Below are 21594 nucleotides of genomic sequence, written 5' to 3' on the forward strand. Positions count from 1 at the left end.
GCCGCCCGTAGGGGATCACTCCCTAGCGTCGGGTCCACCCACCGCCAGGTGCGGGACATCACACAGGAGGACCCCCATGACCCAGGGCGCACCCCGGACCACGGCCCGCCGCACGGTGCTCGGAGCGGCCGGCGCCGCCGCGTTCGGCGTCTCCGCCGGACTCGCCGCCGGCGCGGGCACCGCCCAGGCCGCCCAGGCCGCCGAGTCCGCCGCCCCGCAGGGCCGGGGCACCGGCCGGGGCCACGGACGCGGCTACCGCTCGCTCCCCGTCCCCACCGTCATCGCCCACCGCGGCGCCAGCGGCTACCGCCCCGAGCACACCCTCGGCTCCTACCGGCACGCCCTGGACCTCGGCGCCCACGTCATCGAGCAGGACCTCGTCCCCACCAAGGACGGGCACCTGGTCTGCCGCCACGAGAACGACATCACCGGCACCACCGACGTCGCCGACCACCCCGAGTTCGCCTCCCGGAAGACCACCAAGTCGGTCGACGGCGTCTCCTCCACCGGCTGGTTCACCGAGGACTTCACCCTCGCCGAGCTGAAGACCCTGCGCGCCAAGGAGCGCATCCCCGGCACCCGCCAGGAGAACACCCTCTACGACGGACGCTGGACCGTCCCCACCTTCGAGGAGGTCCTGCGCTGGGCCGACGAGGAGGGCCGCCGCCGGGGCCGCGAGATCTGGCTCCACGTCGAGACCAAGCACCCCTCGTACTTCCGCTCGATCGGCCTCGGCCTGGAGGAGCGCCTGGCCAAGCTGCTCCGCCGCTTCGGCCGCCACCGCGCGCACTCCGCCGTCTTCCTCCAGTCCTTCGAGCCCAGCAGCGTCCAGCGCCTGTCGAAGCTGGTCGACTCCCCGCTCGTCGTCCTGCTCTCCGGCGCCTCCACCCGCCCCTGGGACTTCGTCGAGGCGGGCGACCCGCGCACCGTCGCCGACCTCGTCACCCCCGCCGGGCTGCGCTGGATCGCCTCGTACGCCCAGGGCATCGGCCCCACTCTCGACCTGGTGATCCCCAAGGACGCCACGGGCCGCCTCGGCACCCCGACCACGCTGGTGCGGGACGCCCACGCGGAGGGCCTCATCCTCCACCCGTACACCCAGCGCAACGAGAACGCCTTCCTCCCGGCCGACTTCCGCAGGGGCACCGACCCGGCCGCCTACGGCGACGCTTTCGGCGCGCTGGAGCGGTACTTCGCGACCGGCATCGACGGCGTCTTCTCCGACAACCCCGACACCGCCCTCCTGGCCGCCGAGGACGTCCGCGCCCGCTGACCCGGACCCGCCCGCCCGGTCGGTGCCGTACGCCGACCGGGTGGTTCCCCGCCCGGGACGCAACCACGCCGCCGCGCCACCGCATCGTGGCGGGCATGACCTCCCCGGAATCCCTCCTCGCCACCCTCACGCCGCTGCTCGCCGCCGAGTCGCGGGCCGAGGCCGCGGCCGCCGGGATCGAGCCCGGCGACCTCGAACAGGCCGTCTGGCTGCGGCTCCTGGAACGGCTCCGCGCCGACGGCGCCCCCGAGCGACCCGCCGACTGGCTCCGCCGGGCCGTCCGCGCCGAGGCCCGCCGGGCCCGCCGCACCAGCGGCAGGGAGCGCCCGTACCACGAGGAGACGCCCCAGGGCCCGGACCTCGCGGGGGAGCACGGCTCCCCGGAAGGCTCCGCCCTCACCGCCGAACGCCGCCGCACCCTGCGCGCCGCCGTCACCCGGACGCCCGGCCGCTGCCCCCGCCTCCTCAACGCGATGCTCGACCCCGCGGACCCCACCTACCGGGAAATCGCAGGAACGTTGGGTATCTCACAAGGCAGTCTGGGGCCGATGCGTTCCCGTTGCCTGGGATGCCTGCGCAGAATGCTCGCGGCAGAGGTTCCCGCCCCCGGCCGACGGGGAAGGGTGCGGGGAACCGATCGGTGACAGATGAGCGGGAGGCATGCACACATGGGCCTGAGTGTGACCATCTCGGCGGCGGCCGCGCAGGACGCGGAGCAGATCCTGAAGCTGCAATACCTCTGCTACCAGAGCGAGGCCGAGCTGTACGGCGACTGGTCCATGGAGCCGCTCACCCAGCCGCTCGACGCGGTCCGCGCCGAGCTGGCGGACGGCCACGGCCTGGTGGCCCGGCTCGGCGACGAGGTCATCGCCTCCGTGCGCGCCCGCACCGACGAGGACGGCACCGTGCACATCGCCAAGCTCATCGTCCACCCGCGGATGCGCCGCCACGGCATCGGCGGCCGGCTCCTCGACGCCATCGAGAGCCACTTCGCCGCGGACACCGTCGGCGAGACCGGCACCGGCACCGCGCCCAAGCGCTTCCAGCTCTTCACCGGCCACCGCAGCGAGGGCAACCTCCGCCTCTACCGCGCCAAGGGCTACGCCCAGGTCGGCGCCCGCGAGGTCGGCCCGCGGCTCACCCTCGTCACCCTGGAGAAGGCCGCCTGACCCCGCGGGGCCGGGCTCAGGCGGTACGCGACCGCCGCAGCCACCAGATGCCGCTCAGCGGCAGCAGCACCGGGATGAAGACGTAGCCGTACCCGAACTCCGACCACACCGTGGAGTCGGGGAAGGCGGACGGCTCCACCAGCGTCCACGTCCCCACGACCAGCACGCCCGCGAGCTCGGCGGCGCAGCACACCAGCGCCGCCCTGCGGGCCGTCTCCCCGCCGCGTACCAGCGTGTACGTGATGAACACGTAGACGACCGCCGCCACCGCGGAGAGCGTGTACGCCAGCGGCGCCTCGTCGAACTTGGCGCTGATCTCGTACACCGAGCGCGAGGCCGCGCCCACCGACATCACGCCGTACAGCCACAGCAGCAGCATGCCCGGGCCGGTGACGAGCCGGGTCCGCCCGGGGGTCTCGCGCGTCTCCGTCATGGTCAGCCCACCGTCCAGATGTCGAAGAGGCGCACTTCGAGCACCGCGAGCACGACCGCGCCCGCCGCCACCGTCGCCGAACCCCAGCGGGTCCGCTCGGCCAGCGACATGAAGCCGGCGATCGGCACCGCGCACAGCGCGCCGAGCAGATAGGCGACGAAGATCGTCGTCCCCTCCTCGGCCTTCTCGCCGCGGACCAGCTGCACGATGCCGACGATCAGCTGGACCAGCACCAGGAAGGTCACCACGGCCATGCCGATGAAGTGCCAGTCCTTGGTGGGCTGGTCCCGGTAGGCGGCGAAGCCGCACCAGGCGGCGAGGGCGAGCGCGGCCACCGAGACCGCGATCGTGAGGGCGTCAAGCATGCGCCCGAGGGTATTACGGCCCGATAGGCCCGATGCGCTCGCCCCCACCGTGCCTCGCCCCGCTCCGCCGCGACGCCGTGGCCTTGGCCACATTCGCCCCCACCCGGCCCTCCTCCCGCACCTCTCCGCGGCCCGCTCCGCCCCAGGCCGCACGGGGCGGAGGCCGCCCCGGCACCGTCCACGAGGCGTCTCAATGACGTCCGGAATGCGGACAGCGAACTTCCGTTCGCGACTGCGCATGCTTTACTTGCAGCCATGACCACGACGAGCAGCCGCATCCTTGCGACCGAGGCGAACACGACGCCCGGTGCTCGTTGTATGTGTCGAATGTGCGCCTTCTGAGGGCCCCCGCCTGAGCCTCGCGCCCCGAAGCGAGACCCCGACGGCCGAGCCGATCCGACCGCCCCACCGGCGCCGGACCGTGCCTGCCCCGCGCACCGCCTCCCCGGCCGACACCGCCGGAGCGGCCCCCCGTGCGCCTGACTGTCCGATTGACGAATGCCCCGTGCACGGCGGACCCACGCGTCGCGCACTCGACAGTGACGGAAACCCCTGTGATCACCACTTCGGGCCTGACCAAGGTCTACGAGTCACGCGGCCGCCAGGTCACCGCCCTGGACGGCGTCGATCTCCACGTCCGCGAGGGCGAGGTCTTCGGCGTGATCGGCCAGAGCGGCGCCGGCAAGTCCTCCCTGATCCGCTGCGTCAACCTCCTGGAGCGCCCCACCTCCGGCACCGTGACCGTCGACGGCACCGACCTCACCGCCCTCGCCGGCAAGGGCCGCCGCGCCGGCAAGGACCTCCGGCGGGCCCGCAGCAGCATCGGCATGGTCTTCCAGCACTTCAACCTGCTGTCCTCCCGCACCGTCAAGGACAACATCGAGCTCCCGCTGGAGATCCTCGGCGTCTCCGGCGCCGAGCGCTCCCGCCGCGCCCTCGAACTCCTCGACCTCGTCGGCCTCGCCGACAAGGCCAAGAGCTACCCCGGCCAGCTCTCCGGCGGCCAGAAGCAGCGCGTCGGCATCGCCCGCGCCCTCGCCGGCGAGCCCAAGGTCCTCCTCTCCGACGAGGCCACCAGCGCCCTCGACCCGGAGACCACCCGCTCGATCCTCCAGCTCCTGCGCGACCTCAACCGGCAGCTCGGCCTCACCGTCCTGCTCATCACGCACGAGATGGACGTCGTCAAGACCATCTGCGACTCCGCCGCCCTCATGCAGCGGGGCAGGATCGTCGAGTCCGGCACGGTCTCCGAACTCCTCGCCACCCCCGGCTCCCAGCTGGCCGCCGAGCTGTTCCCGGTCGGCGGCCACGCCACCGGCCCCGACCGCACCGTCGTCGACGTCACCTTCCACGGCGAGGCCGCCACCCAGCCGGTGATCTCGCAGCTCTCCCGCACGTACAACATCGACATCTCCATCCTCGGAGCCGCGATGGACACCGTCGGCGGGAAGCAGATCGGCCGCATGCGGATCGAACTGCCCGGACGGTACGAGGAGAACGTCGTCCCGATCGGCTTCCTGCGCGAGCAGGGCCTCCAGGTCGAACCCGTCGAAGACCCGCGGGACGGCACGGCCCCCGCCGTCCCCGTCCAGCAGCACGTGCTCGCGAAGGAGAGTGCCAAGTGACCTGGGAAGAGATGCTCCCCCTGCTCGAACAGGGCACGGTCGACACCCTCTACATGGTCCTGTGGGCCACCGTCGCCACCATCGTCGGCGGCCTCCCGCTCGGCATCCTCCTCGTCCTCACCGACAAGGGCGGACTGCTCCAGAACCGGCCCGTGAACAAGGTCGTCGGTGCGATCGTGAACATCGGCCGTTCGCTGCCGTTCATCATCCTGCTGATCGCCCTGTTCCCCTTCACGACCTTCGTCGTCGGCACCGCCATCGGCCCGACCGCGATGATCGTGCCGCTCGCCATCGGCGCCATCCCCTTCTTCGCGCGCCTCGTCGAGACCGCGATCCGCGAGGTCGACCACGGGCTCGTCGAAGCCGTCCAGTCCATGGGCGGCGGCATCCCCACCATCGTCCGCAAGGTGCTGCTCCCGCAGGCCCTGCCCTCGCTGATCGCCGCCGTCACCACCACCGTCATCGTGCTCATCGGCTACTCGGCGATGGCCGGCGCGGTCGGCGGCGAGGGCCTCGGATCCAAGGCCATCACCTACGGATACCAGCGCTTCGAGACCACCTTCATGCTCGTCACCGTCGTCGTCCTGGTCGCGATCGTCACGATCGTCCAGCTCCTCGGCGACGGGGCCGTACGGCTCATCGCCCGCCGCGGCCGCACCACCTGACGGCACCACAGACCACAACCCCCCCTGAGCCCGGACTTGTTGTCCAGGCGTCCACCGCTCCACATGAAAGAGGCACTCTTCGTGCGTAAGAACATCAAGCTCGCCGCCGGCTTCGCTTCCGTCACCGCCCTCGCCCTCGGCCTCACCGCCTGCGGCACCTCCTCGGACCCGGCGTCCAAGAGCGACGCCGGCTCCGCCGACCAGCCGCTCGTCGTCGCCGCGTCCCCGACGCCGCACGCCGACATCCTCAAGTTCGTCCAGGACAACCTGGCCGCCAAGGCGGGCCTCAAGCTGGAGGTCAAGGAGTTCACGGACTACGTCCTGCCGAACACCGCCACCCAGAGCGGTCAGGTCGACGCGAACTTCTTCCAGCACAAGCCGTACCTGGACGACTTCAACAAGAAGAACAAGACCACCATCGTCCCCGTGGTCAACGTCCACCTGGAGCCCCTCGGCCTCTACTCCAAGAGCCTGAAGTCGGTGAAGGACATCAAGGCCGGCCAGACCGTCGCCGTCCCCAACGACACCACCAACGAGGGCCGCGCGCTCCACCTCCTCGCCGAGAACGGCCTCATCACCCTCAAGGACGGCGTCGGCACCGACGCCAAGCTCTCCGACATCACCGACAAGAAGGGCCTGGAGTTCAAGGAGCTGGAGGCCGCCACCGTGCCCCGCGCCCTGAACGACGTCGACGCCGCCGTCATCAACGGCAACTACGCGATCGAGGCCGACCTCTCCCCGTCGAAGGACGCCCTGGTCCTGGAGAAGGCCGAGGGCAACCCGTACGCCAACTTCCTCGCCGTCAAGGCGGGCAACGAGAACGACGCCCGCGTCCAGAAGCTCGCCGAGCTCCTGAACTCGCCCGAGGTGAAGAAGTACATCGAGGACACCTACAAGGGCTCCGTCGTCCCCGCGTTCGGCGCCGCCAAGTAAGGCCGCCGACACACTCCTTGAGCACCAGGCCCCGCCCGCCCCGTCCGGCGCGCGGGGCCTTGTGCTCACCCGCGCATGCGCGTCGGCCGGGCCATGCTGCATGCTGTGCCTCCACGGTCTTCACGTATGGAGCTACGCATGACTACCACCTTCCCGGACGTCTCCATCAACACGGAGCGACTGGTGCTGCGCCCGTACGAGGAAGCCGACATCCCCGCCTTCGTCGAGATGATGAACGACGAACTCGTCACCGCCTGGACCACGGTGCCGCACCCGTACACCCGCGCCCACGCCGAGGACTGGGTCCGCAGGATCGCTCCCGCGGAGCGGACCGAGGGCCGCGGCATCGTCCTCGCCGTCACCGAGTTCCTGACGCAGCGTCTGGTCGGCACCGTCCACCTCCACGACACCGACTGGCGCGTCCGCGCCACCGAGGTCGCCTACGTCACCGCCCCCTGGGCCCGCGGCGAGGGTTACGCCACCGAATCCGTCCTCGCCACCGCCCAGTGGCTCTTCCGCGACCGCGGCTTCGAACGCCTCCAGCTGCGCACCGCCGCCGACAACACCGCCTCCCAGCAGGTCGCCCAGAAGATCGGCTGCATCAGCGAGGGCGTCCTGCGCAACGCCTGGATAGCGCGCAGCCTCACCGAGAGCGGCGAGTGGACCGACATCCGCACCGACCTCATCCTCTGGGGCCTCCTCCCCGAGGACCTCGACGGCGTCGCCGACCAGATGGCCGAGGCCGGATACTCCTCGTACACGGACTGGAGCTGAGCCCCGCGAGCGACAACCCGGGGTACGCTCGGCACGCCCCCGACCTGCGACGACACCACAGGAGACAGACGCGATGGCCGACCGGGTCACGGTGATCGGCTGGGACGGCTCGCCCCTCACCGCGGCGGCCCGGTCCGCGCTCTCGGCCGCCACCCTGGTCGCCGGCGCCGCCCACCACCTGGCACTCCCCGAAGTACCCCCCGGCGCCGAACGCGTCCGGCTCGGCAGCGTCGGCCTCGCCGCGCGCCGCGTCGCCGGCCACCGCGGCACCGCCGTCGTCCTCGCCGACGGCGACCCCGGCTTCTTCGGCGTCGTCCGCGCCCTGCGCGCCCCCGAGCACGGCCTGGAGGTCGAGGTCGTCCCCGCCGTCTCCTCGGTCGCCGCCGCCTTCGCCCGCGCCGGCATGCCCTGGGACGACGCCCACGTCGTCGTCGCCCACGAACGCACCCTGCGCCGCGCCGTCAACGTCTGCCGCGCCCACCCCAAGGTCGCCGTCCTCACCTCGCCGGGCGCCGGCCCCGCCGAGCTCGCCCTCCTCCTCGACGGCGTCCACCGCACCTTCGTCGTCTGCGAGGAACTCGGCACCGCCCGCGAACAGGTCTCCGTCCTCACCTCCGACAAGGCCGCCGACCACACCTGGCGCGACCCCAACGTCGTCCTCGTCATCGGAAGCGCCGGCGGCACCGGCGCCTCCGCCGCCCCCTGGCTGATGGGCCACGACCCGGCGGCCGGATCCGTCCGGGGCTGGGCGGAGCAGCCCGGCGAGTACGGCTCCGACGCGCGTCCCGGCGTCGGCCAGGACCCCACCCTGCGCGCCGTCCAGCTCGCCCGCCTCGGCCCCCGCACCGGCGACCTCGTCTGGGACGTCGGCAGCGCCGGCGGGACCTTCGCCGTCGAGGCCGCCCGCTTCGGCGCCGCCGTCATCGCCGTCGACGCCGACCCCGGGGCCCGCACCCGCACCGAGGCCGCCGCCCGCCGCCACGGCGTCCTCCTCCAGACGATCACCGGCCGCGCCCCGCACGTCCTGGAGAGCCTTCCCGAACCCGACGTCGTACGCGTCGGAGCCGGCGGCGTCCCCGTCGTCACCGCCTGCGCCGACCGCCGCCCCGAACGGATCGCGGCCCACGCCACCACCCGCGACGAGGCCGAGGCGATCGGCACCGCCCTCACCGCCGGCGGCTACACCGTCGAGACCCTCCTCCTCCAGACCGTCGGCCTCGATCCCGACGACTGGACCGAGCGCGTGCGCTCCGTCGTCTTCCTCCTCACCGGCCGCCGGACCGCCGGCGCCCCGTGACCCCGGCCGGGCGCCGGGGCAGGTAGGCTGGCGGATTGTTGTACCGCACGGGGATGTCCGGCAGGTTGTTCGTCAATGTCCCGAATCGATGACCGTCTTGACCCGATCTCGACGGTCACCGGCGTGCGGGACACCGGGGGGACCGCGCGACGTGGCGCAGTCCACAGCGCACCGTGGCGGATCCGCCTGCCACGATGGCCGCGGGCCGCGACAATGCTTGGGTGTCGGCGCGCCTCCGTGCCGCGCGGCGCACGCGCTCGTTCTCGTTGACGGGCGCAGCTCTGAACGAACACAACGATGGGCGAGGGGTACGCATGACGGACACCGGCCAGGTCCCGGGCGAGGGACTGCCGGAGAACGCAGGCATGGTCGAGCAGCCGGGCATCCCCGCTCCGGGCGCGTACACCTTCCTGGACCCCTCCGGCTCCACCCCCGGGCAGCTCCCCGAGGACGACGACATGCTCCTGATGCCGGGCGCCCAGGGCGCCTGGAGCGAGCAGGGCCCCGGCGCCGTGCCCGCCCCGCCCGTCGCCGTCCCCGCCCCTCCCGTCGTCCCGCAGCAGGGCGGCCCCGAGGCCGCGCCGCACGCGGCCCCGCCGGGCGACCCGCTCACCGACCCGCTGCCGGACCCCCTCACCGGCCCGCTCCCGGACGGTCTCGTCCTCGCTGACCAGCTCACCGCCCCGGCGCACACCCCGCCGCAGGGCGTGCGGCTCGCCCCGCAGCCCCCGTTCGGCACCCCGGCGCACGGCGTCCCCGTCGCCCCGCACGAGGCCGTCGCCCCCGCCCACGGCTACGAGCCCGGCATCCTCGACACCGGTGCCCACGAGGCCGCGGGCCGCGACTCCGGCTCCGTCGACCTCGGCGGCGTCCGCGTGCCGCCGCCGGCCGCGCAGCCGTCCGGCCCCGCGCGCCGCCCGCTCCACATGGGCCCGCCCGTCCCCGAGACCGCCACCGGCGGCGTCGTGCGCTCGCTCGCCGACCGGGGCCCGGCCGCGGCGGCGCCCGTCGCCCCGCAGGTCCCGGCGCCCGCCCCCGAGCCCCTCGTGCCCACGGGACCCGCGCCCGTGCCCGTACGCAACCCGGGACCGCCCACCACCGGCCCCGAGTACTTCGACATCGCGCAGGACCAGCAGACGGCCCCGCAGGGCGCCGAGCCCTGGGCCGCGCAGCCGCAGGAGCCCCTGGCGCCCGCCGAGGCCCCCGCAGAAACGGTCGTCCCGCAGAGCGGCCAGTTCGTCCAGGTCGAGGGCGCCCTCCCGACCGCCACCCAGCCCGCCCCCACGCCCACCCCGGCCGCCGGCACCCCGCTGACGGAGCCCGCCGAGGCCGTGGTCGTGGAGGCGGGGACTGCCGAGCCCGAGGCCGCGCCGGCTGAGGCTGAGGCCGTGGTCGTGGAGGCCGCGCCCGCCGAGCCCGCGCCCGCCGAGCCCGTGATCGTCGAGACCCCGGCCCCTGAGGCCCTCGTCCCCGCGCCGCGCGAGGGCGAGCCCGCCGCCGCGCCGGCTGTGGCCGCTGAGCCCGTGGTCGCCGAGGCTGTGGCCCCCGAGGCCGTGACGCCGGAGGCCGTCGTACCCGAGCCCGTCGTGCCCGCCGAGGCCCCCGAGCCCGTGGCCGAGCAGCCGACGGAGGCCCCGGCGACGGAGGCCGTGGTCGCGGAGGCCCCGGCAGCCCAGGAGCCCGTGGCCGAGCCCGCCCCCGAGCCCGAGCCGGAGCCTGTGGCCGAGGCCGAGCCCGTGGCCGAGCCCGTGGAGCCCGCCACCCCCGCCGACGTACCCCCGCTGCCCGAGCCCGAAGCCCCGGCCGCGGAGACCCCGGTCGCCGAGCCCGCCCCGGAGCTCCCGGCCGCCGAGGCCGAGCCCGTCGCCGAGCCCGAAGCCCCCACCGCCGAGCAGCCCGCCGAGCAGCAGCCCGACCACCAGGCCGACCCGGCCCCGGCCGAGGAGCCCGCGACCCCCGAGGCGCCCGCGCCCGAGGAGCCCACCGCAACGGCCCCCGCAGAGGCGCCCGCCCCCGCCGAGGAGCCCGCCCCCGAGACCTTCGCCGACGCCGCCGCCGAGGTGCCCGCCGAGGCGCCCGTCGTGGCCGTGGCCGAGGAGATCCCGGTCGTCGCCGAGGACACCCCCGAGGACGCGCAGGAGGAGGCCGAGGAGGCCGAGCCCCGCCCCGCGGCCCCCGGCTACGCCGACGCCGAGCGCGAGGCGGTCCTGCGCGTGATGCGCGAGCGCCGCGACATCCGCAACGGCTTCCGCTCCGACCCGATCCCGCACGAGGTGCTGCTCCGCGTCCTGGAGGCCGCCCACACGGCCCCCAGCGTCGGCCACTCGCAGCCCTGGGACTTCGTCGTGATCCGCTCCGCCGAGACCCGGCAGAGCATGCACGAGCTGGCCCAGCGGCAGCGCGAGGCGTACGCCAAGTCGCTGCCGAAGGCCCGGGCGAAGCAGTTCAAGGAACTGAAGATCGAGGCCATCCTCGACACCCCGGTCAACATCGTGGTGACCGCCGACCCGACCCGCGGCGGCCGGCACACCCTCGGCCGCTACACGCAGCCGCAGATGGCCCCGTACTCCTCGGCCCTCGCCGTCGAGAACCTGTGGCTCGCCGCCCGCGCCGAGGGCCTCGGCGTCGGCTGGGTCAGCTTCTTCGACGAGCGCGAGATGGTCCGTACCCTCGGCCTGCCCGAGCACCTGGAGGTCGTCGCCTACCTCTGCGTCGGGTACGTCGACGAGTTCCCGGACGAGCCCGAGCTGATGCAGGCGGGCTGGTCCAAGCGCCGCCCGCTCGCCTGGGTCGTCCACGAGGAGACCTACGGCCGCCGCGCCCTGCCCGGCGAGGAGCCGCACGACCTGCTCCAGGAGACCATCGCCTCCATCCGCCCCCTCGACGCCAAGGCGCTCGGCGAGGCGTGGGAGCGGCAGAAGCGGATGACCAAGCCGGCCGGCGCGCTCGGCATGCTGGAGATCATCTCCGCGCAGCTCTGCGGCCTCTCCCGGGTCTGCCCGCCGCCGATCCCGGAGCCCGCCGCCGTCGCGATCTTCGCCGGCGACCACGGCGTGCACGCCCAGGGCGTCACCCCCTGGCCGCAGGAGGTCACCGGCCAGATGGTGGCCAACTTCCTCGGCGGGGGAGCGGTCTGCAACGCCTTCGCCAACCAGGTCGGCGCCGAGGTCTGCGTCATCGACGTGGGCGTCGCCTCCGAGCTCCCCGCCACCCCGGGGCTGCTGCCCCGCAAGGTCCGGGCCGGCTCGGGCGACTTCACCACCGGCCTCGCGATGACCCGCGAGGAGACGATCGCCGCGCTCGAGGTCGGCATCGAGACCGCCCGCGACCTGGTCGCGGCCGGGAACAAGGCGCTCCTCACCGGCGAGATGGGCATCGCGAACACCACCGCGTCCGCCGCCCTGATCTCCGTCTTCACCGGCGTCGACCCGGCCGAGGTCACCGGCCGCGGCACCGGCATCAACGACGAGACCCACTCCCGCAAGGTGGACGTCGTCCGCCGCGCCCTCGACCTGCACAAGCCGGACCCGACGGACCCGATCGGCGTCCTGTCGCAGATCGGCGGCCTGGAGCACGCGGCCCTCGTCGGCTTCATCCTGGGCGCCGCCTCGCTGCGTACCCCGGTGATCCTCGACGGCGTCTCCACCGGCGCGGCCGCCCTGGTCGCCCGGGCCATCGCCCCCGAGTCGCTCGCCGCCTGCATCGCGGGCCACCGCAGCGCCGAGCCCGGCCACGTCGCCGCGCTCAACAAGCTGGGCCTGCGCCCGCTGGTCGACCTGGACCTCCGCCTCGGCGAGGGCACCGGCGCCCTGCTGGCCCTCCCGCTGGTGCAGAGCGCGGCCCGCGCGATGCACGAGGTCGCGACCTTCGACTCCGCGGGCGTCACGGAGAAGTAGTCCGTACGGCCCCGGTGCCGCCACCCCGCGAGGGCGGCGGCGCCGGGGCCGCCCCATGCCCGCCGCCCTCCCGGCCGCGCCCCCCCGGCCCCGAGGGACCAGGGTCACAGGGTGCCCACGCCAGGTCACCGATATCGTGGTCACCGGGCCGAACGCCCGCCCACCAGCCGCTTCACCGCCGCAGCGGCGCCCAGGGCCTGTCCGACCATCTCCGTCGGGCCCGGCCCGCCCGGCACGCACGCTCGCCGCACGGCCGAAACTCCCGAGTAGCTCCGCTACGAGGGCGCCCCGGCCGCACGCCGATCGCACGCACCGAACAACCCGGCCTGATCCGACGCACAGGGTCGGACAGGCCCAAGCCCCGTCCGAGGAGCCGCCCGCACATGGCCCAGCACGCCGAGCACCCCGCCTACCCCGTCGGCCTCCGCCTCGCCGGCCGGCGCGTCGTCGTCCTCGGCGGCGGCACGGTCGCGCAGCGCCGCCTGCCCGCCCTCATCGCCGCCGGCGCCGACATCACCCTGATCTCCCCCTCCGCCACCCCCTCCGTGGAGGCCATGGCCGAGACCGGCGAGATCACCTGGGTCCGCCGCCGGTACGAGGAAGGCGACCTGGCCGACGCCTGGTACGCGCTCGTCGCCACCACCGACCCGGCCGCCAACGCCGCCGCCTCCGCCGAGGCCGAGCGCGCCCGCGTCTGGTGCGTCCGCTCCGACGACGCCGAGGCCGCCACCGCCTGGACCCCGGCCACCGGCCGAGGCGACGGCGTCACCGTCGCCGTCCTCACCGGCCACGACCCGCGCCGCTCCGCCGCCGTCCGCGACGCGATCCTGGAGGGCCTGCGCGACGGCTCCCTCGCCGCGCCCGCCCAGCGCGCCCGCACCCCCTTCGTCGCCCTCGTCGGCGGCGGCCCCGGCGACCCCGACCTCATCACGGTCCGCGGCCGCCGGCTGCTCGCCGAGGCCGACGTCGTCATCGCCGACCGGCTCGGCCCCCGCGACCTCCTGGACGAGCTGCCCCCGCACGTCGAGGTGATCGACGCGGCGAAGATCCCGTACGGCCGCTTCATGGCCCAGGAGGCCATCAACAACGCGCTGATCGAGCACGCCAAGGCCGGGAAGTCCGTGGTCCGCCTCAAGGGCGGCGACCCGTTCGTCTTCGGCCGGGGCATGGAGGAGGCCCAGGCGCTCGCCGCCGAGGGCATCGCCTGCACCGTCGTGCCCGGCATCTCCAGCTCCATCTCGGTGCCCGGCGCCGCCGGCATCCCGGTCACCCACCGGGGCGTCGCCCACGAGTTCACCGTGGTCAGCGGGCACGTCGCCCCCGACGACCCGCGCTCGCTCGTCGACTGGGCCTCGCTCGCCAAGCTGACCGGCACCCTGGTGATCCTCATGGGCGTCGACAAGATAGGGAAGATCGCCGAGGCGCTCGTCGCCCACGGCAAGGCCCCCGACACCCCGCTCGCCCTCGTCCAGGAGGGCACCACCGCGACCCAGCGCCGGGTGGACGCCACCCTCGCCACCGTCGCCGAGGTCGTGAAGGCGGAGGAGGTCCGTCCGCCGGCCGTCATCGTCATCGGCCCCGTGGTCGCGGAGGGCCCCGACAAGCTCACCCGCTGACACCCCGACACCCACGCGCGCGGGACGGGCGGCGACCGCCGTCCGTCCCACGCATTGGCACCACTCCCCGGACAAGGCAGTATCACCCCGTGGCCGAACTCATCACGATCACCGACCCCGACGACCCCCGCCTGCGCGACTACACCGGCCTGACCGACGTCGAGCTGCGCCGCCGGCGCGAGCCCGCCGAGGGCCTGTTCATCGCCGAGGGCGAGAAGGTCATCCGCCGCGCCCGGCAGGCCGGTTACGAGATGCGGTCGATGCTGCTCTCCGCCAAGTGGGTCGACGTCATGCGCGACGTCATCGACGAGGTCCCCGCCCCGGTGTACGCCATCCAGCCCGACCTCGCCGAACGCGTCACCGGCTACCACGTGCACCGCGGCGCCCTCGCCTCGATGCAGCGCAAGCCGCTCCCCGAGGCCGCCGACCTCCTCGCCGGCGCCCGCCGGGTGGCGGTCATGGAGTCGGTCAACGACCACACCAACATCGGCGCCATCTTCCGCAGCGCCGCCGCGCTCGGCATGGACGCCGTCCTGCTCTCCCCGGACTGCGCCGACCCGCTCTACCGCCGCTCGGTGAAGGTCTCCATGGGCGCGGTCTTCTCCGTCCCGTACGCCCGCCTGGACACCTGGCCCCGCGGTCTCGAAGCGGTACGGGAGGCGGGCTTCAAGCTCCTCGCCCTCACCCCGGCCGAGAAGGCCACCTCCATGGACGAGGCCGCCCCGCACCGGCTGGACCGGGTCGCCCTGATGCTCGGCGCGGAGGGCGACGGCCTCTCCACCCAGGCGCTGCGCGCGGCCGACGAGTGGGTCCGCATCCCGATGGCCCACGGCGTCGACTCGCTCAACGTCGGCGCCGCGGCCGCCGTCGCCTTCTACGCGGTGACGTCGGGCCGCCCGGAGGCGTAACCCCCGAGGCGTACTCCTGGCTCAGCCCTGGAGGGCCTGGGCGGCGGCGATGCCCAGGGCCACCACCAGCGTCACCACCACGAAGACGACGAGCCGCTGGCGCAGCAGCCGGGGATTGGCCGGGCGGCGGCCGGTGGACGTCGTCCGGGCCCCCGGACGGGTCCCGGGCCGCGACGGGTGATTGCGGGAGCCGCCGCCGGTACGGGCGGGCGCCGAGGGCCGCGAGGACGGCGCGGGCCCGCGCCCCCGGGTGGCCGCGCGCTCCGGCTCCCGGCCGGGGACGTCCCGCTCCGTGTACCGCTCGGTCGGCCGCAGCGTGCCGCGCTCCTCCACCCGCTCGCGCGGGGCCGGCGGCCGGGCCGACGGCAGCCCCTGCGCCTCGCGGGCCGCGATCTCCTTGAGCCGCATCGACAGCTGGAGCGTGCTCGGCCGGTCCTCCGGGTCCTTCGCCAGACACGCCTTGATCAGCGGCGCGAGCGCGTCCGGAACGCCCTGGAGCTGCGCCTCCTCGTGCACCACGCGGTACAGCATGACCTCGGAACTGCCGTGCCCGAAGGGGGAGTCGCCCATGGAGGCGTACGCGAGGGTGGCACCGAGCGAGAAGACGTCGGTCGCCGGGGTGACGGCCGCGCCCCGCACCTGCTCGGGCGCGAGGAAGCCGGGGGAGCCGACCGCGGTGCCGACGTGCGTGAGGGTGCTGGCCCCGGTGGCCCAGGCGATCCCGAAGTCGATGATGCGGGGGCCCTTGGGGGAGAGCAGGATGTTCGACGGCTTCAGATCGCGGTGTACGACCCCGGCCTCGTGGACGGCGACCAGGCCCTCGGAGAGCGCGGCGCCGATCGACGCCACGTCGGCGGCGCGCAGCGGGCCCTCCTCGGCGACCCGGTCGTGCAGCGAGGGGCCGGGCACGTACTGGGTGGCGAACCAGGGCCGCTCGGCGTCCAGATCGGCGGCGACCAGCCGGGCGGTGCAGCCGCCCCGGATCCGCCGGGCCGCCGACACCTCACGGGCGAACCGCGACCGGAACTCCTGGTCCTCGGCCAGATCCGGCCGGATCACCTTCAGCGCCACCCGCTGACCGCGCCGGTCGGAGCCGAGGTACACGACCCCCATCCCTCCGGCGCCCAGCCTGCGGTGGAGCCGGAACGCCCCGACGATCCGCGGGTCCTCGCGCCGGAGCCGCATCATCGCCATGTCCGTCCCCTCGTCCGTTCGACGTGGCACAGCTTACGTAGTGCCGCCCCCGCGCGCTCATAGGCCGCGCCCTCCCACCGGCATCGATTGTCAGTGCTGAAGGCCACCAGGACCGCACCCCCACCGGACCCGCCCGCCCAACACCCCTTCCCTCCCACCCACTTGACCTCCCCATCCGACAACTCCCGTGCCCCCGACCGCTCCACCACGCCCGCCCCGCACCCCCCTACCCACCCGACGTGACCCATGTCACCCAGGCCCCCTCCTCCCGGGGCCGGGGGGCGCGTCCCCTCCGGGAAGACCCCCACCCGCGCGCCCCCGTCTCCACCCAGGGGAGTACTCCGGAAGGAGCGGCGTCATCCTCGCGTAGGCCCGAAAGCCGGTACGCGGGCATGACGCCCCGGGCCCTCCCGCTGCCTAGTGTTGAGGTCATGCGGTGGGCGCGACTCTCGTCCCCCGAGGAACACGCGCCCACCGCACCGAGATCCGGAACACAGAGCGACAGGAGAGGACCATGGCCTTCACGGCACACCGGTCGACCCCCCGCCCCGCGGGACGCCGTCACCCCCTGGTGGCCACCGCCATGGTCCTCCCTCTCGCGGCCCTGCTGGTGGTCGTCTTCGGCGGCTGGGAAGCGGTGGTCACACAGGCGTCGTCCGTGGGTGTGATGCTGGGGCGCTGAGCGGCGCCCCGGACCCGGGAGAGCGGCCCGGGTCGGGACATCGGCCGACAGCCCCGTGGGGACGGGGGTGCGGCGGACGACAGCGCAGGGGCCGGTCGGCCGGGGAGCCGACCGGCCCTTCCGCGCACCCGCCCGGTCCCGCCACACGTAGGAACACGGCCCATCCGCCCCGCTGGCGGACCCCTCCGCGCGTCGGGCGCGGAGGCCCGCTCCGCCGCCCGACCGCTCCGCGCGTAGGGACACCGCCCCGCCCGCCGCGTCCGGACACCGCCACCGCCCGTCCTGCCGACCGGCCTCTCCGTGGGTCCGCACACCGCCTCTGCCTGTCCCGCCCCCCCGCTCCCGCCTGCCCGCACGCCGCGCGGCGGGACACGGCCCCTGCTGGTCCCGCCGCCCGGCCCCTCCGCGCGCCCGCACACCGCGTCGGGGCGCCGCCGCCCGCCCGCCCCTCCGCACACCTACACCCCACCCTCGCCGCGTACCCTCGCCGGATGGACACGCCAGACACCGGCACCCCGGCCGTTCCGACCCGGAAGCCGCCCGCCTCGGCCGCAGAGGACCGCGACGGGGACAGCGCGCCCGGGCCGATACCGGGCCCCCGGCCCGCACCCGGCGACGTGCTCGGGGAGCTTGCTCGGGTCGCTCGTGATGCCGTGCACGGTGGGGGTGTCTGCCGGTGTCCGGAGGGGGCGGTCGGGGTGCTTGCGGATCGGGAGGACGGGGCTGTCGTGCGGCATGGCGGGGTCGTCGCCAAGGCGCACGCGCCCGGTACCGGCGGTGCGCCGCACCGGGCCCGCGTCGCCCTCGCCGGTCACCCGGGGCTTGACGGGATTCTCCTTCCGCCCGCCCCGGTCCCGGCCCCTCGGCGCGTCGCCGGACGGCCGGTGACGGTCTGGCCGTACGGGCCTCCGGTCGACCCGGGCGATCCCGAGGCGGCGCCCTGGGAGGAGGCGGCCCGGCTCCTCGCCCGGCTCCACCGCACCCCACCCCCGGCCGGCGCCGACCCTCTGCCCCCGATGCGCGCCCCCGAGAAGGCGGCCCTGGCGGTCGGCCGGATGCTCCGCACCGCGCCGGACCACCCGGCCGCGCCCACCGTCCTCGCGGCCTGGCGGACCGTCACCGAGGGGGAGGAGAAGGCCGGGACGAGGGACGGGACCGGCGGCACGCGCGCGTACCTGTGCCATGGCGACTTCCATCTCGGCCAGCTCGTCCGGGACTTCCGCGGCGACTGGCGGCTGATCGACGTCGACGACGCCGGACTCGGCGACCCCGCCTGGGACCTGGCCCGCCCCGCCGCCTGGTTCGCCGCAGGGCTGCTCCCGGCGGACGTGTGGGCGCGGTTCCTCGGCGCGTACGAGGAGGCGGGCGGTCCGGCCACCGACAGGGACGACCCCTGGGCCCGGCTCGATCTGCCCGCCCGGGCCCTGACCGTGCAGACCGCGGCCCTCGCGCTCGCCAAGTCCACGGCGGAGGAACGCGAACTCGACGAGGTCGAGAGCGTGATGATCGACACCTGCGCCCGGATCACGGATACCCGAACCGCCCCGGGCTCCGCCGCGTCCTCTTAAGCTGAGGCCATCATTCGAACGGCGACAGCAGGGGAGTTGAGCCGAGCATGCAGTGTCCCAAGTGCCACGCGGCGATGCACACGTACAACCGCAACGGCGTCCAGATCGAGCAGTGCAGCGGTTGCCGCGGGATCTTCCTGGACTACGGCGAGCTGGAGGCCCTGACCCGCCTGGAGTCCCAGTGGCAGGCCCCGCCCGCTCCGCCGGCCCCGGCCCCGCCGGCCGCGTACCCGGCCCAGCACGCCCCGGCCGCTCCCGCGTGGGGCGCGCCGCACGGCGGCCACCACGGCGGCCACCGGCAGCGCGGCTTCGGCCGGATGCTCTTCTCCTCCTGAGCCGTCCCGGCCGGGCCCGCCACCCGCGGGCCCGGCCGGCGCCCGCCCGCCCGGCACGGCGATCCGGCCCGACGCCCCGGCACGACGACGAAGCCCCCGGCCGCGAGCTGCGGCCGGGGGCTTCGTCATCCTGTGCGCGATACTGGGATTGAACCAGTGACCTCTTCCGTGTCAGGGAAGCGCTCTCCCGCTGAGCTAATCGCGCGGGACACACCCGTGGGCGTGGTACTGCGTGCGCGATACTGGGATTGAACCAGTGACCTCTTCCGTGTCAGGGAAGCGCTCTCCCGCTGAGCTAATCGCGCGGGGGATCCGAAGATCCAGGACCCGAAGGTCCAGTGGACGATACTGGGATTGAACCAGTGACCTCTTCCGTGTCAGGGAAGCGCTCTCCCGCTGAGCTAATCGTCCTTGGAGGTGGAGACGGGATTTGAACCCGTGTAGACGGCTTTGCAGGCCGTTGCCTCGCCTCTCGGCCACTCCACCAGGAGTGTCACAGGGGGGTCGGGAAGATCCCCCTACTCGAGCGGACGACGAGATTCGAACTCGCGACCCTCACCTTGGCAAGGTGATGCTCTACCAACTGAGCCACGTCCGCTTGTCGTTTCCGTTTCGCTTGCGCGTCCCGGCGACGTGTTGAACTTTAGCGGATTCCTCGCCCAGTACAAAAACGCGTTTCCGCAGCTCGCCGAGGCGCGGCCCGAGCGGGGTGCCGGAACGACCCCCGGACCGGGCCCACGGGTGGGGCCGGAGGGGCACGCGGGACACCCGTGGCGCAGCTCCCCACCCCGGTCACCCACCCCGGTCGCGCGTCCCGGTCCGCCCCCGTCACCCGCCGTGTCCCCCGCGCCGCGGCCCGTGCCCGTACCGGCCCCCTCCGCCTCGCCCCGCCTCCCCGCACCCCGCCGACCTAGACTCGATGCGTGTACGACCTTGCTCCCCTGGCCCGCTTCGGCGGCCTCGTCGCGACCGACCTCCGGGATGTCACCCACGATCCCGAGGCACTGGACTCCACCGGCTTCTGGGCCGTCTGCGCCGACTTCGAGGGCCGGCTCACCTGCGCCCGCTTCGGAGACGTCCGCACGGCGCCGGTGCCCGCCGCCGTCCCCGGCGCGTGGGCCGGCCCACGCCCCGGCGACTGGACGTCGTCGCTCGACCGCGCCGCGTACACCGCGGGCGTGCGGACGGTGCGCGCGCACATAGAGCGCGGCGAGGTCTATCAGGCGAACCTCTGCCGGGTGATGACCGCGCCGCTGCCCGATCCGGCCGCCGCCGACGTGGACGCCCTCACCGCGCTGCTCGCGGCCGGCAACCCCGCCCCGTACGCCGGGACGATCCGGCTGCCCGCGCACGGCGTGGAGATCGCCACCGCCTCGCCCGAGCTGTACCTCCGGCGCGACGGCGCCCGGGTCTCCTCCGGCCCCATCAAGGGCACCGGCAGGACCGCCGCCGACCTCCTGCCCAAGGACCACGCAGAGAACGTGATGATCGTGGACCTGGTCCGCAACGACCTGGGCCGCGTCTGCGAGACCGGCTCCGTCGCCGTCCCCGCCCTCTGCGAGATCGAGGAGCACCCGGGTCTCGTCCACCTCGTCTCCACCGTCAGCGGGGTACTGCCCGAGGACGCGGGCTGGCGCGAGCTGCTCGCCGCCACCTTCCCGCCCGGCTCCGTCACCGGCGCCCCCAAGTCCAGCGCCCTGCGGATCATCGAGGCCCTGGAGACCGCGCCCCGGGGCCCGTACTGCGGGGGCGTCGGCTGGGTGGACGCCGACAGCGGCCGCGGCGAGCTGGCCGTCGGCATCCGCACCTTCTGGATCGACCGCCCGCTCGGCGTGCTGCGCTTCGGCACCGGCGCCGGGATCACCTGGGGCTCCGACCCCGAGCGGGAGTGGGAGGAGACCGAGCTGAAGGCGGCCCGGCTGGTCGCGATAGCGTCGGGCGCCTACGAGTCGGGCGCCCCGGACGAGGACGTCCCAGGGGCGAGCGGAAAGGCCATCTCTCGATGAAACTGTGGGTCAACGGCGGACTGCACGAAGAGGAGACCGCCCGGGTCTCCGTCCTGGACCATGGACTGACCGTCGGCGACGGCATCTTCGAGACGGTCAAGGCCGAGCGGGGCGAAACGTTCGCCCTCACCCTCCACCTGGAGCGGCTGACCCGCTCCGCCCGTGGCCTCGGACTGCCCGACCCCGACCTCGACGAGGTCCGCCGGGCCTGCGCCGCCGTCCTGGAGGCCAACCCGCTGGAGCTCGGCCGACTCCGGATCACCTACACCGGCGGCCTCTCCCCGCTCGGCTCGGAGCGCGGCGACGCCGGCCCGAGCCTCGTCGTCGCGGTCGGCGCCTCCTCCCGCCGCTCCGACACCACCGCCGTGGTCACCGTCCCCTGGACCCGCAACGAGCGCGGCGCCCTGACGGGCCTGAAGACCACCTCGTACGCGGAGAACGTCGTCGCCCTCGCCAGGGCCAGGGAGCACGGCGCGACCGAGGCCCTGTTCGCCAACACCGTCGGGCAGCTCTGCGAAGGCACCGGCTCCAACGTCTTCGTCGTGCTCGACGGCCGGATCCACACCCCGCCCGTCTCCTCCGGCTGCCTCGCGGGCATCACGCGCGCGCTGGCCGCCGAGTGGACCGGCGCCGTCGAGACGGAGCTGCCGTTCGACGTCCTGGAGACCGCCGAGGAGATCTTCCTCACCTCCACCCTGCGCGACGTCCAGGCCGTCCCCCGCGTCGACGGACGCGAACTCGCCGCCGCCCCCGGACCGGTGACCGCCAAGGCCATGCGGATCTTCGAGGAGCGGGCCGCCGCCGACCGGGACCCGAAGCTCGGGTAAATCCGGATGACGGGGGTCTCCCGGATGG

19 protein-coding genes and 5 tRNA genes are annotated in these 21594 nt (G+C 74.5%); 16 read left to right on the forward strand and 8 right to left on the reverse strand.

Annotation, left to right across the window (positions count from 1 at the left end):
* Positions 1–76 precede the first annotated feature (76 nt).
* From ACFXMG_RS21345 to ACFXMG_RS21355, 3 genes are all read left to right on the forward strand, one after another.
* Positions 77–1273 carry a glycerophosphodiester phosphodiesterase gene (locus ACFXMG_RS21345; RefSeq protein ID WP_383826593.1) on the forward strand — a complete coding sequence of 399 codons (1197 nt, stop codon included), beginning with the start codon at positions 77–79 and terminating at the stop codon, positions 1271–1273.
* Between the two features lie 95 nt (positions 1274–1368).
* Complete coding sequence (locus ACFXMG_RS21350; protein WP_383826591.1) at positions 1369–1917, forward strand: sigma-70 family RNA polymerase sigma factor; 549 nt, start codon at positions 1369–1371, stop codon at positions 1915–1917.
* Positions 1918–1941: 24 nt separating this feature from the next.
* Positions 1942–2442 (forward strand): GNAT family N-acetyltransferase, encoded by a 501-nt coding sequence (locus ACFXMG_RS21355; protein ID WP_383826588.1) that lies wholly within the window; start codon positions 1942–1944, stop codon positions 2440–2442.
* Between the two features lie 16 nt (positions 2443–2458).
* Here the strand turns inward: ACFXMG_RS21355 and ACFXMG_RS21360 are convergent, their stop codons facing one another.
* Positions 2459–2875: a hypothetical protein gene (locus ACFXMG_RS21360; RefSeq protein ID WP_383826585.1), complete on the reverse strand. Its 417-nt coding sequence runs from the start codon at positions 2873–2875 to the stop codon at positions 2459–2461.
* A 2-nt stretch (positions 2876–2877) separates the two neighbouring features.
* Positions 2878–3240 (reverse strand): hypothetical protein, encoded by a 363-nt coding sequence (locus tag ACFXMG_RS21365; protein WP_030493535.1) that lies wholly within the window; start codon positions 3238–3240, stop codon positions 2878–2880.
* Positions 3241–3794: 554 nt separating this feature from the next.
* Between ACFXMG_RS21365 and ACFXMG_RS21370 the strand changes: the two genes are divergently transcribed.
* From ACFXMG_RS21370 to ACFXMG_RS21405, 8 genes are all read left to right on the forward strand, one after another.
* Complete coding sequence (locus ACFXMG_RS21370) at positions 3795–4865, forward strand: methionine ABC transporter ATP-binding protein (RefSeq protein WP_383826582.1); 1071 nt, start codon at positions 3795–3797, stop codon at positions 4863–4865.
* The gene (locus tag ACFXMG_RS21375; protein ID WP_383826579.1) at positions 4862–5530 is read left to right on the forward strand and encodes a methionine ABC transporter permease; all 669 of its coding nucleotides are present in this window, start codon (positions 4862–4864) and stop codon (positions 5528–5530) included. Before ACFXMG_RS21370 ends, ACFXMG_RS21375 begins: the two co-directional genes overlap by 4 nt.
* An 81-nt stretch (positions 5531–5611) precedes the next feature.
* Positions 5612–6463: a MetQ/NlpA family ABC transporter substrate-binding protein gene (locus tag ACFXMG_RS21380; RefSeq protein ID WP_383826576.1), complete on the forward strand. Its 852-nt coding sequence runs from the start codon at positions 5612–5614 to the stop codon at positions 6461–6463.
* 126 nt (positions 6464–6589) lie between these two features.
* The gene (locus ACFXMG_RS21385; RefSeq protein ID WP_383826574.1) at positions 6590–7237 is read left to right on the forward strand and encodes a GNAT family N-acetyltransferase; all 648 of its coding nucleotides are present in this window, start codon (positions 6590–6592) and stop codon (positions 7235–7237) included.
* 73 nt (positions 7238–7310) lie between these two features.
* Positions 7311–8534, forward strand: a complete 1224-nt coding sequence (gene cbiE / locus ACFXMG_RS21390; RefSeq protein ID WP_383826571.1) for a precorrin-6y C5,15-methyltransferase (decarboxylating) subunit CbiE — start codon at positions 7311–7313, stop codon at positions 8532–8534.
* Positions 8535–8848: 314 nt separating this feature from the next.
* The gene (gene cobT, locus ACFXMG_RS21395) at positions 8849–12430 is read left to right on the forward strand and encodes a nicotinate-nucleotide--dimethylbenzimidazole phosphoribosyltransferase (RefSeq protein ID WP_383826568.1); all 3582 of its coding nucleotides are present in this window, start codon (positions 8849–8851) and stop codon (positions 12428–12430) included.
* 383 nt (positions 12431–12813) lie between these two features.
* Complete coding sequence (cobA, locus tag ACFXMG_RS21400) at positions 12814–14046, forward strand: uroporphyrinogen-III C-methyltransferase (protein WP_383826565.1); 1233 nt, start codon at positions 12814–12816, stop codon at positions 14044–14046.
* An 89-nt stretch (positions 14047–14135) separates the two neighbouring features.
* A complete protein-coding gene (locus ACFXMG_RS21405; protein ID WP_383826562.1) occupies positions 14136–14954 on the forward strand; it encodes a TrmH family RNA methyltransferase in 819 nt (272 codons plus the stop codon).
* A gap of 21 nt (positions 14955–14975) precedes the next feature.
* Here ACFXMG_RS21405 and ACFXMG_RS21410 read toward each other — a convergent pair whose 3' ends face one another.
* Positions 14976–16148, reverse strand: a complete 1173-nt coding sequence (locus ACFXMG_RS21410) for a serine/threonine-protein kinase (RefSeq protein WP_383826684.1) — start codon at positions 16146–16148, stop codon at positions 14976–14978.
* 514 nt (positions 16149–16662) lie between these two features.
* Between ACFXMG_RS21410 and ACFXMG_RS21415 the strand changes: the two genes are divergently transcribed.
* The 3 genes from ACFXMG_RS21415 (at position 16663) to ACFXMG_RS21425 (ending at position 18733) form a co-directional block, all read left to right on the forward strand.
* The gene (locus ACFXMG_RS21415; RefSeq protein ID WP_031005464.1) at positions 16663–16830 is read left to right on the forward strand and encodes a hypothetical protein; all 168 of its coding nucleotides are present in this window, start codon (positions 16663–16665) and stop codon (positions 16828–16830) included.
* Positions 16831–17447: 617 nt separating this feature from the next.
* Positions 17448–18398: a phosphotransferase family protein gene (locus ACFXMG_RS21420; RefSeq protein WP_383826681.1), complete on the forward strand. Its 951-nt coding sequence runs from the start codon at positions 17448–17450 to the stop codon at positions 18396–18398.
* A gap of 47 nt (positions 18399–18445) precedes the next feature.
* Entirely contained in the window at positions 18446–18733 is a 288-nt protein-coding gene (locus ACFXMG_RS21425; protein WP_383826559.1) for a zf-TFIIB domain-containing protein, read from the forward strand.
* A 133-nt stretch (positions 18734–18866) separates the two neighbouring features.
* On the opposite strand, the gene ACFXMG_RS21430 is transcribed toward ACFXMG_RS21425, so the two are convergent.
* From ACFXMG_RS21430 to ACFXMG_RS21450, 5 genes are all read right to left on the reverse strand, one after another.
* A tRNA-Val gene (locus ACFXMG_RS21430) sits at positions 18867–18938 on the reverse strand.
* 28 nt (positions 18939–18966) lie between these two features.
* Positions 18967–19038 (reverse strand) — tRNA-Val (locus tag ACFXMG_RS21435).
* A 34-nt stretch (positions 19039–19072) separates the two neighbouring features.
* A tRNA-Val gene (locus tag ACFXMG_RS21440) sits at positions 19073–19144 on the reverse strand.
* Between the two features lies 1 nt (position 19145).
* Positions 19146–19219 (reverse strand) — tRNA-Cys (locus ACFXMG_RS21445).
* A 39-nt stretch (positions 19220–19258) separates the two neighbouring features.
* A tRNA-Gly gene (locus tag ACFXMG_RS21450) sits at positions 19259–19331 on the reverse strand.
* A 325-nt stretch (positions 19332–19656) separates the two neighbouring features.
* Between ACFXMG_RS21450 and ACFXMG_RS21455 the strand changes: the two genes are divergently transcribed.
* The gene (locus ACFXMG_RS21455) at positions 19657–20739 is read left to right on the forward strand and encodes a chorismate-binding protein (protein WP_383824658.1); all 1083 of its coding nucleotides are present in this window, start codon (positions 19657–19659) and stop codon (positions 20737–20739) included.
* Positions 20736–21566: an aminotransferase class IV gene (locus tag ACFXMG_RS21460; RefSeq protein ID WP_383824656.1), complete on the forward strand. Its 831-nt coding sequence runs from the start codon at positions 20736–20738 to the stop codon at positions 21564–21566. Before ACFXMG_RS21455 ends, ACFXMG_RS21460 begins: the two co-directional genes overlap by 4 nt.
* Positions 21567–21594: the final 28 nt, after the last annotated feature.

The organism is Streptomyces sp. NPDC059201, from assembly GCF_042754585.1.
Classification (GTDB): domain Bacteria; phylum Actinomycetota; class Actinomycetes; order Streptomycetales; family Streptomycetaceae; genus Streptomyces.

Excerpts from the sequence above, each read along its gene's own strand:
- ACFXMG_RS21345 (WP_383826593.1), top strand. The coding sequence starts at position 77 with ATGACCCAGGGCGCACCCCGGACCACGGCCCGCCGCACGGTGCTCGGA.
- ACFXMG_RS21460 (WP_383824656.1), top strand. The coding sequence starts at position 20,736 with ATGAAACTGTGGGTCAACGGCGGACTGCACGAAGAGGAGACCGCCCGG.
- ACFXMG_RS21410 (WP_383826684.1), bottom strand. The coding sequence starts at position 16,148 with ATGGCGATGATGCGGCTCCGGCGCGAGGACCCGCGGATCGTCGGGGCG.
- cobT (WP_383826568.1), top strand. The coding sequence starts at position 8,849 with ATGACGGACACCGGCCAGGTCCCGGGCGAGGGACTGCCGGAGAACGCA.
- ACFXMG_RS21355 (WP_383826588.1), top strand. The coding sequence starts at position 1,942 with ATGGGCCTGAGTGTGACCATCTCGGCGGCGGCCGCGCAGGACGCGGAG.
- ACFXMG_RS21365 (WP_030493535.1), bottom strand. The coding sequence starts at position 3,240 with ATGCTTGACGCCCTCACGATCGCGGTCTCGGTGGCCGCGCTCGCCCTC.
- ACFXMG_RS21415 (WP_031005464.1), top strand. The coding sequence starts at position 16,663 with ATGGCCTTCACGGCACACCGGTCGACCCCCCGCCCCGCGGGACGCCGT.
- cobA (WP_383826565.1), top strand. The coding sequence starts at position 12,814 with ATGGCCCAGCACGCCGAGCACCCCGCCTACCCCGTCGGCCTCCGCCTC.
- ACFXMG_RS21385 (WP_383826574.1), top strand. The coding sequence starts at position 6,590 with ATGGAGCTACGCATGACTACCACCTTCCCGGACGTCTCCATCAACACG.
- cbiE (WP_383826571.1), top strand. The coding sequence starts at position 7,311 with ATGGCCGACCGGGTCACGGTGATCGGCTGGGACGGCTCGCCCCTCACC.
- ACFXMG_RS21350 (WP_383826591.1), top strand. The coding sequence starts at position 1,369 with ATGACCTCCCCGGAATCCCTCCTCGCCACCCTCACGCCGCTGCTCGCC.
- ACFXMG_RS21425 (WP_383826559.1), top strand. The coding sequence starts at position 18,446 with ATGCAGTGTCCCAAGTGCCACGCGGCGATGCACACGTACAACCGCAAC.
- ACFXMG_RS21360 (WP_383826585.1), bottom strand. The coding sequence starts at position 2,875 with ATGACGGAGACGCGCGAGACCCCCGGGCGGACCCGGCTCGTCACCGGC.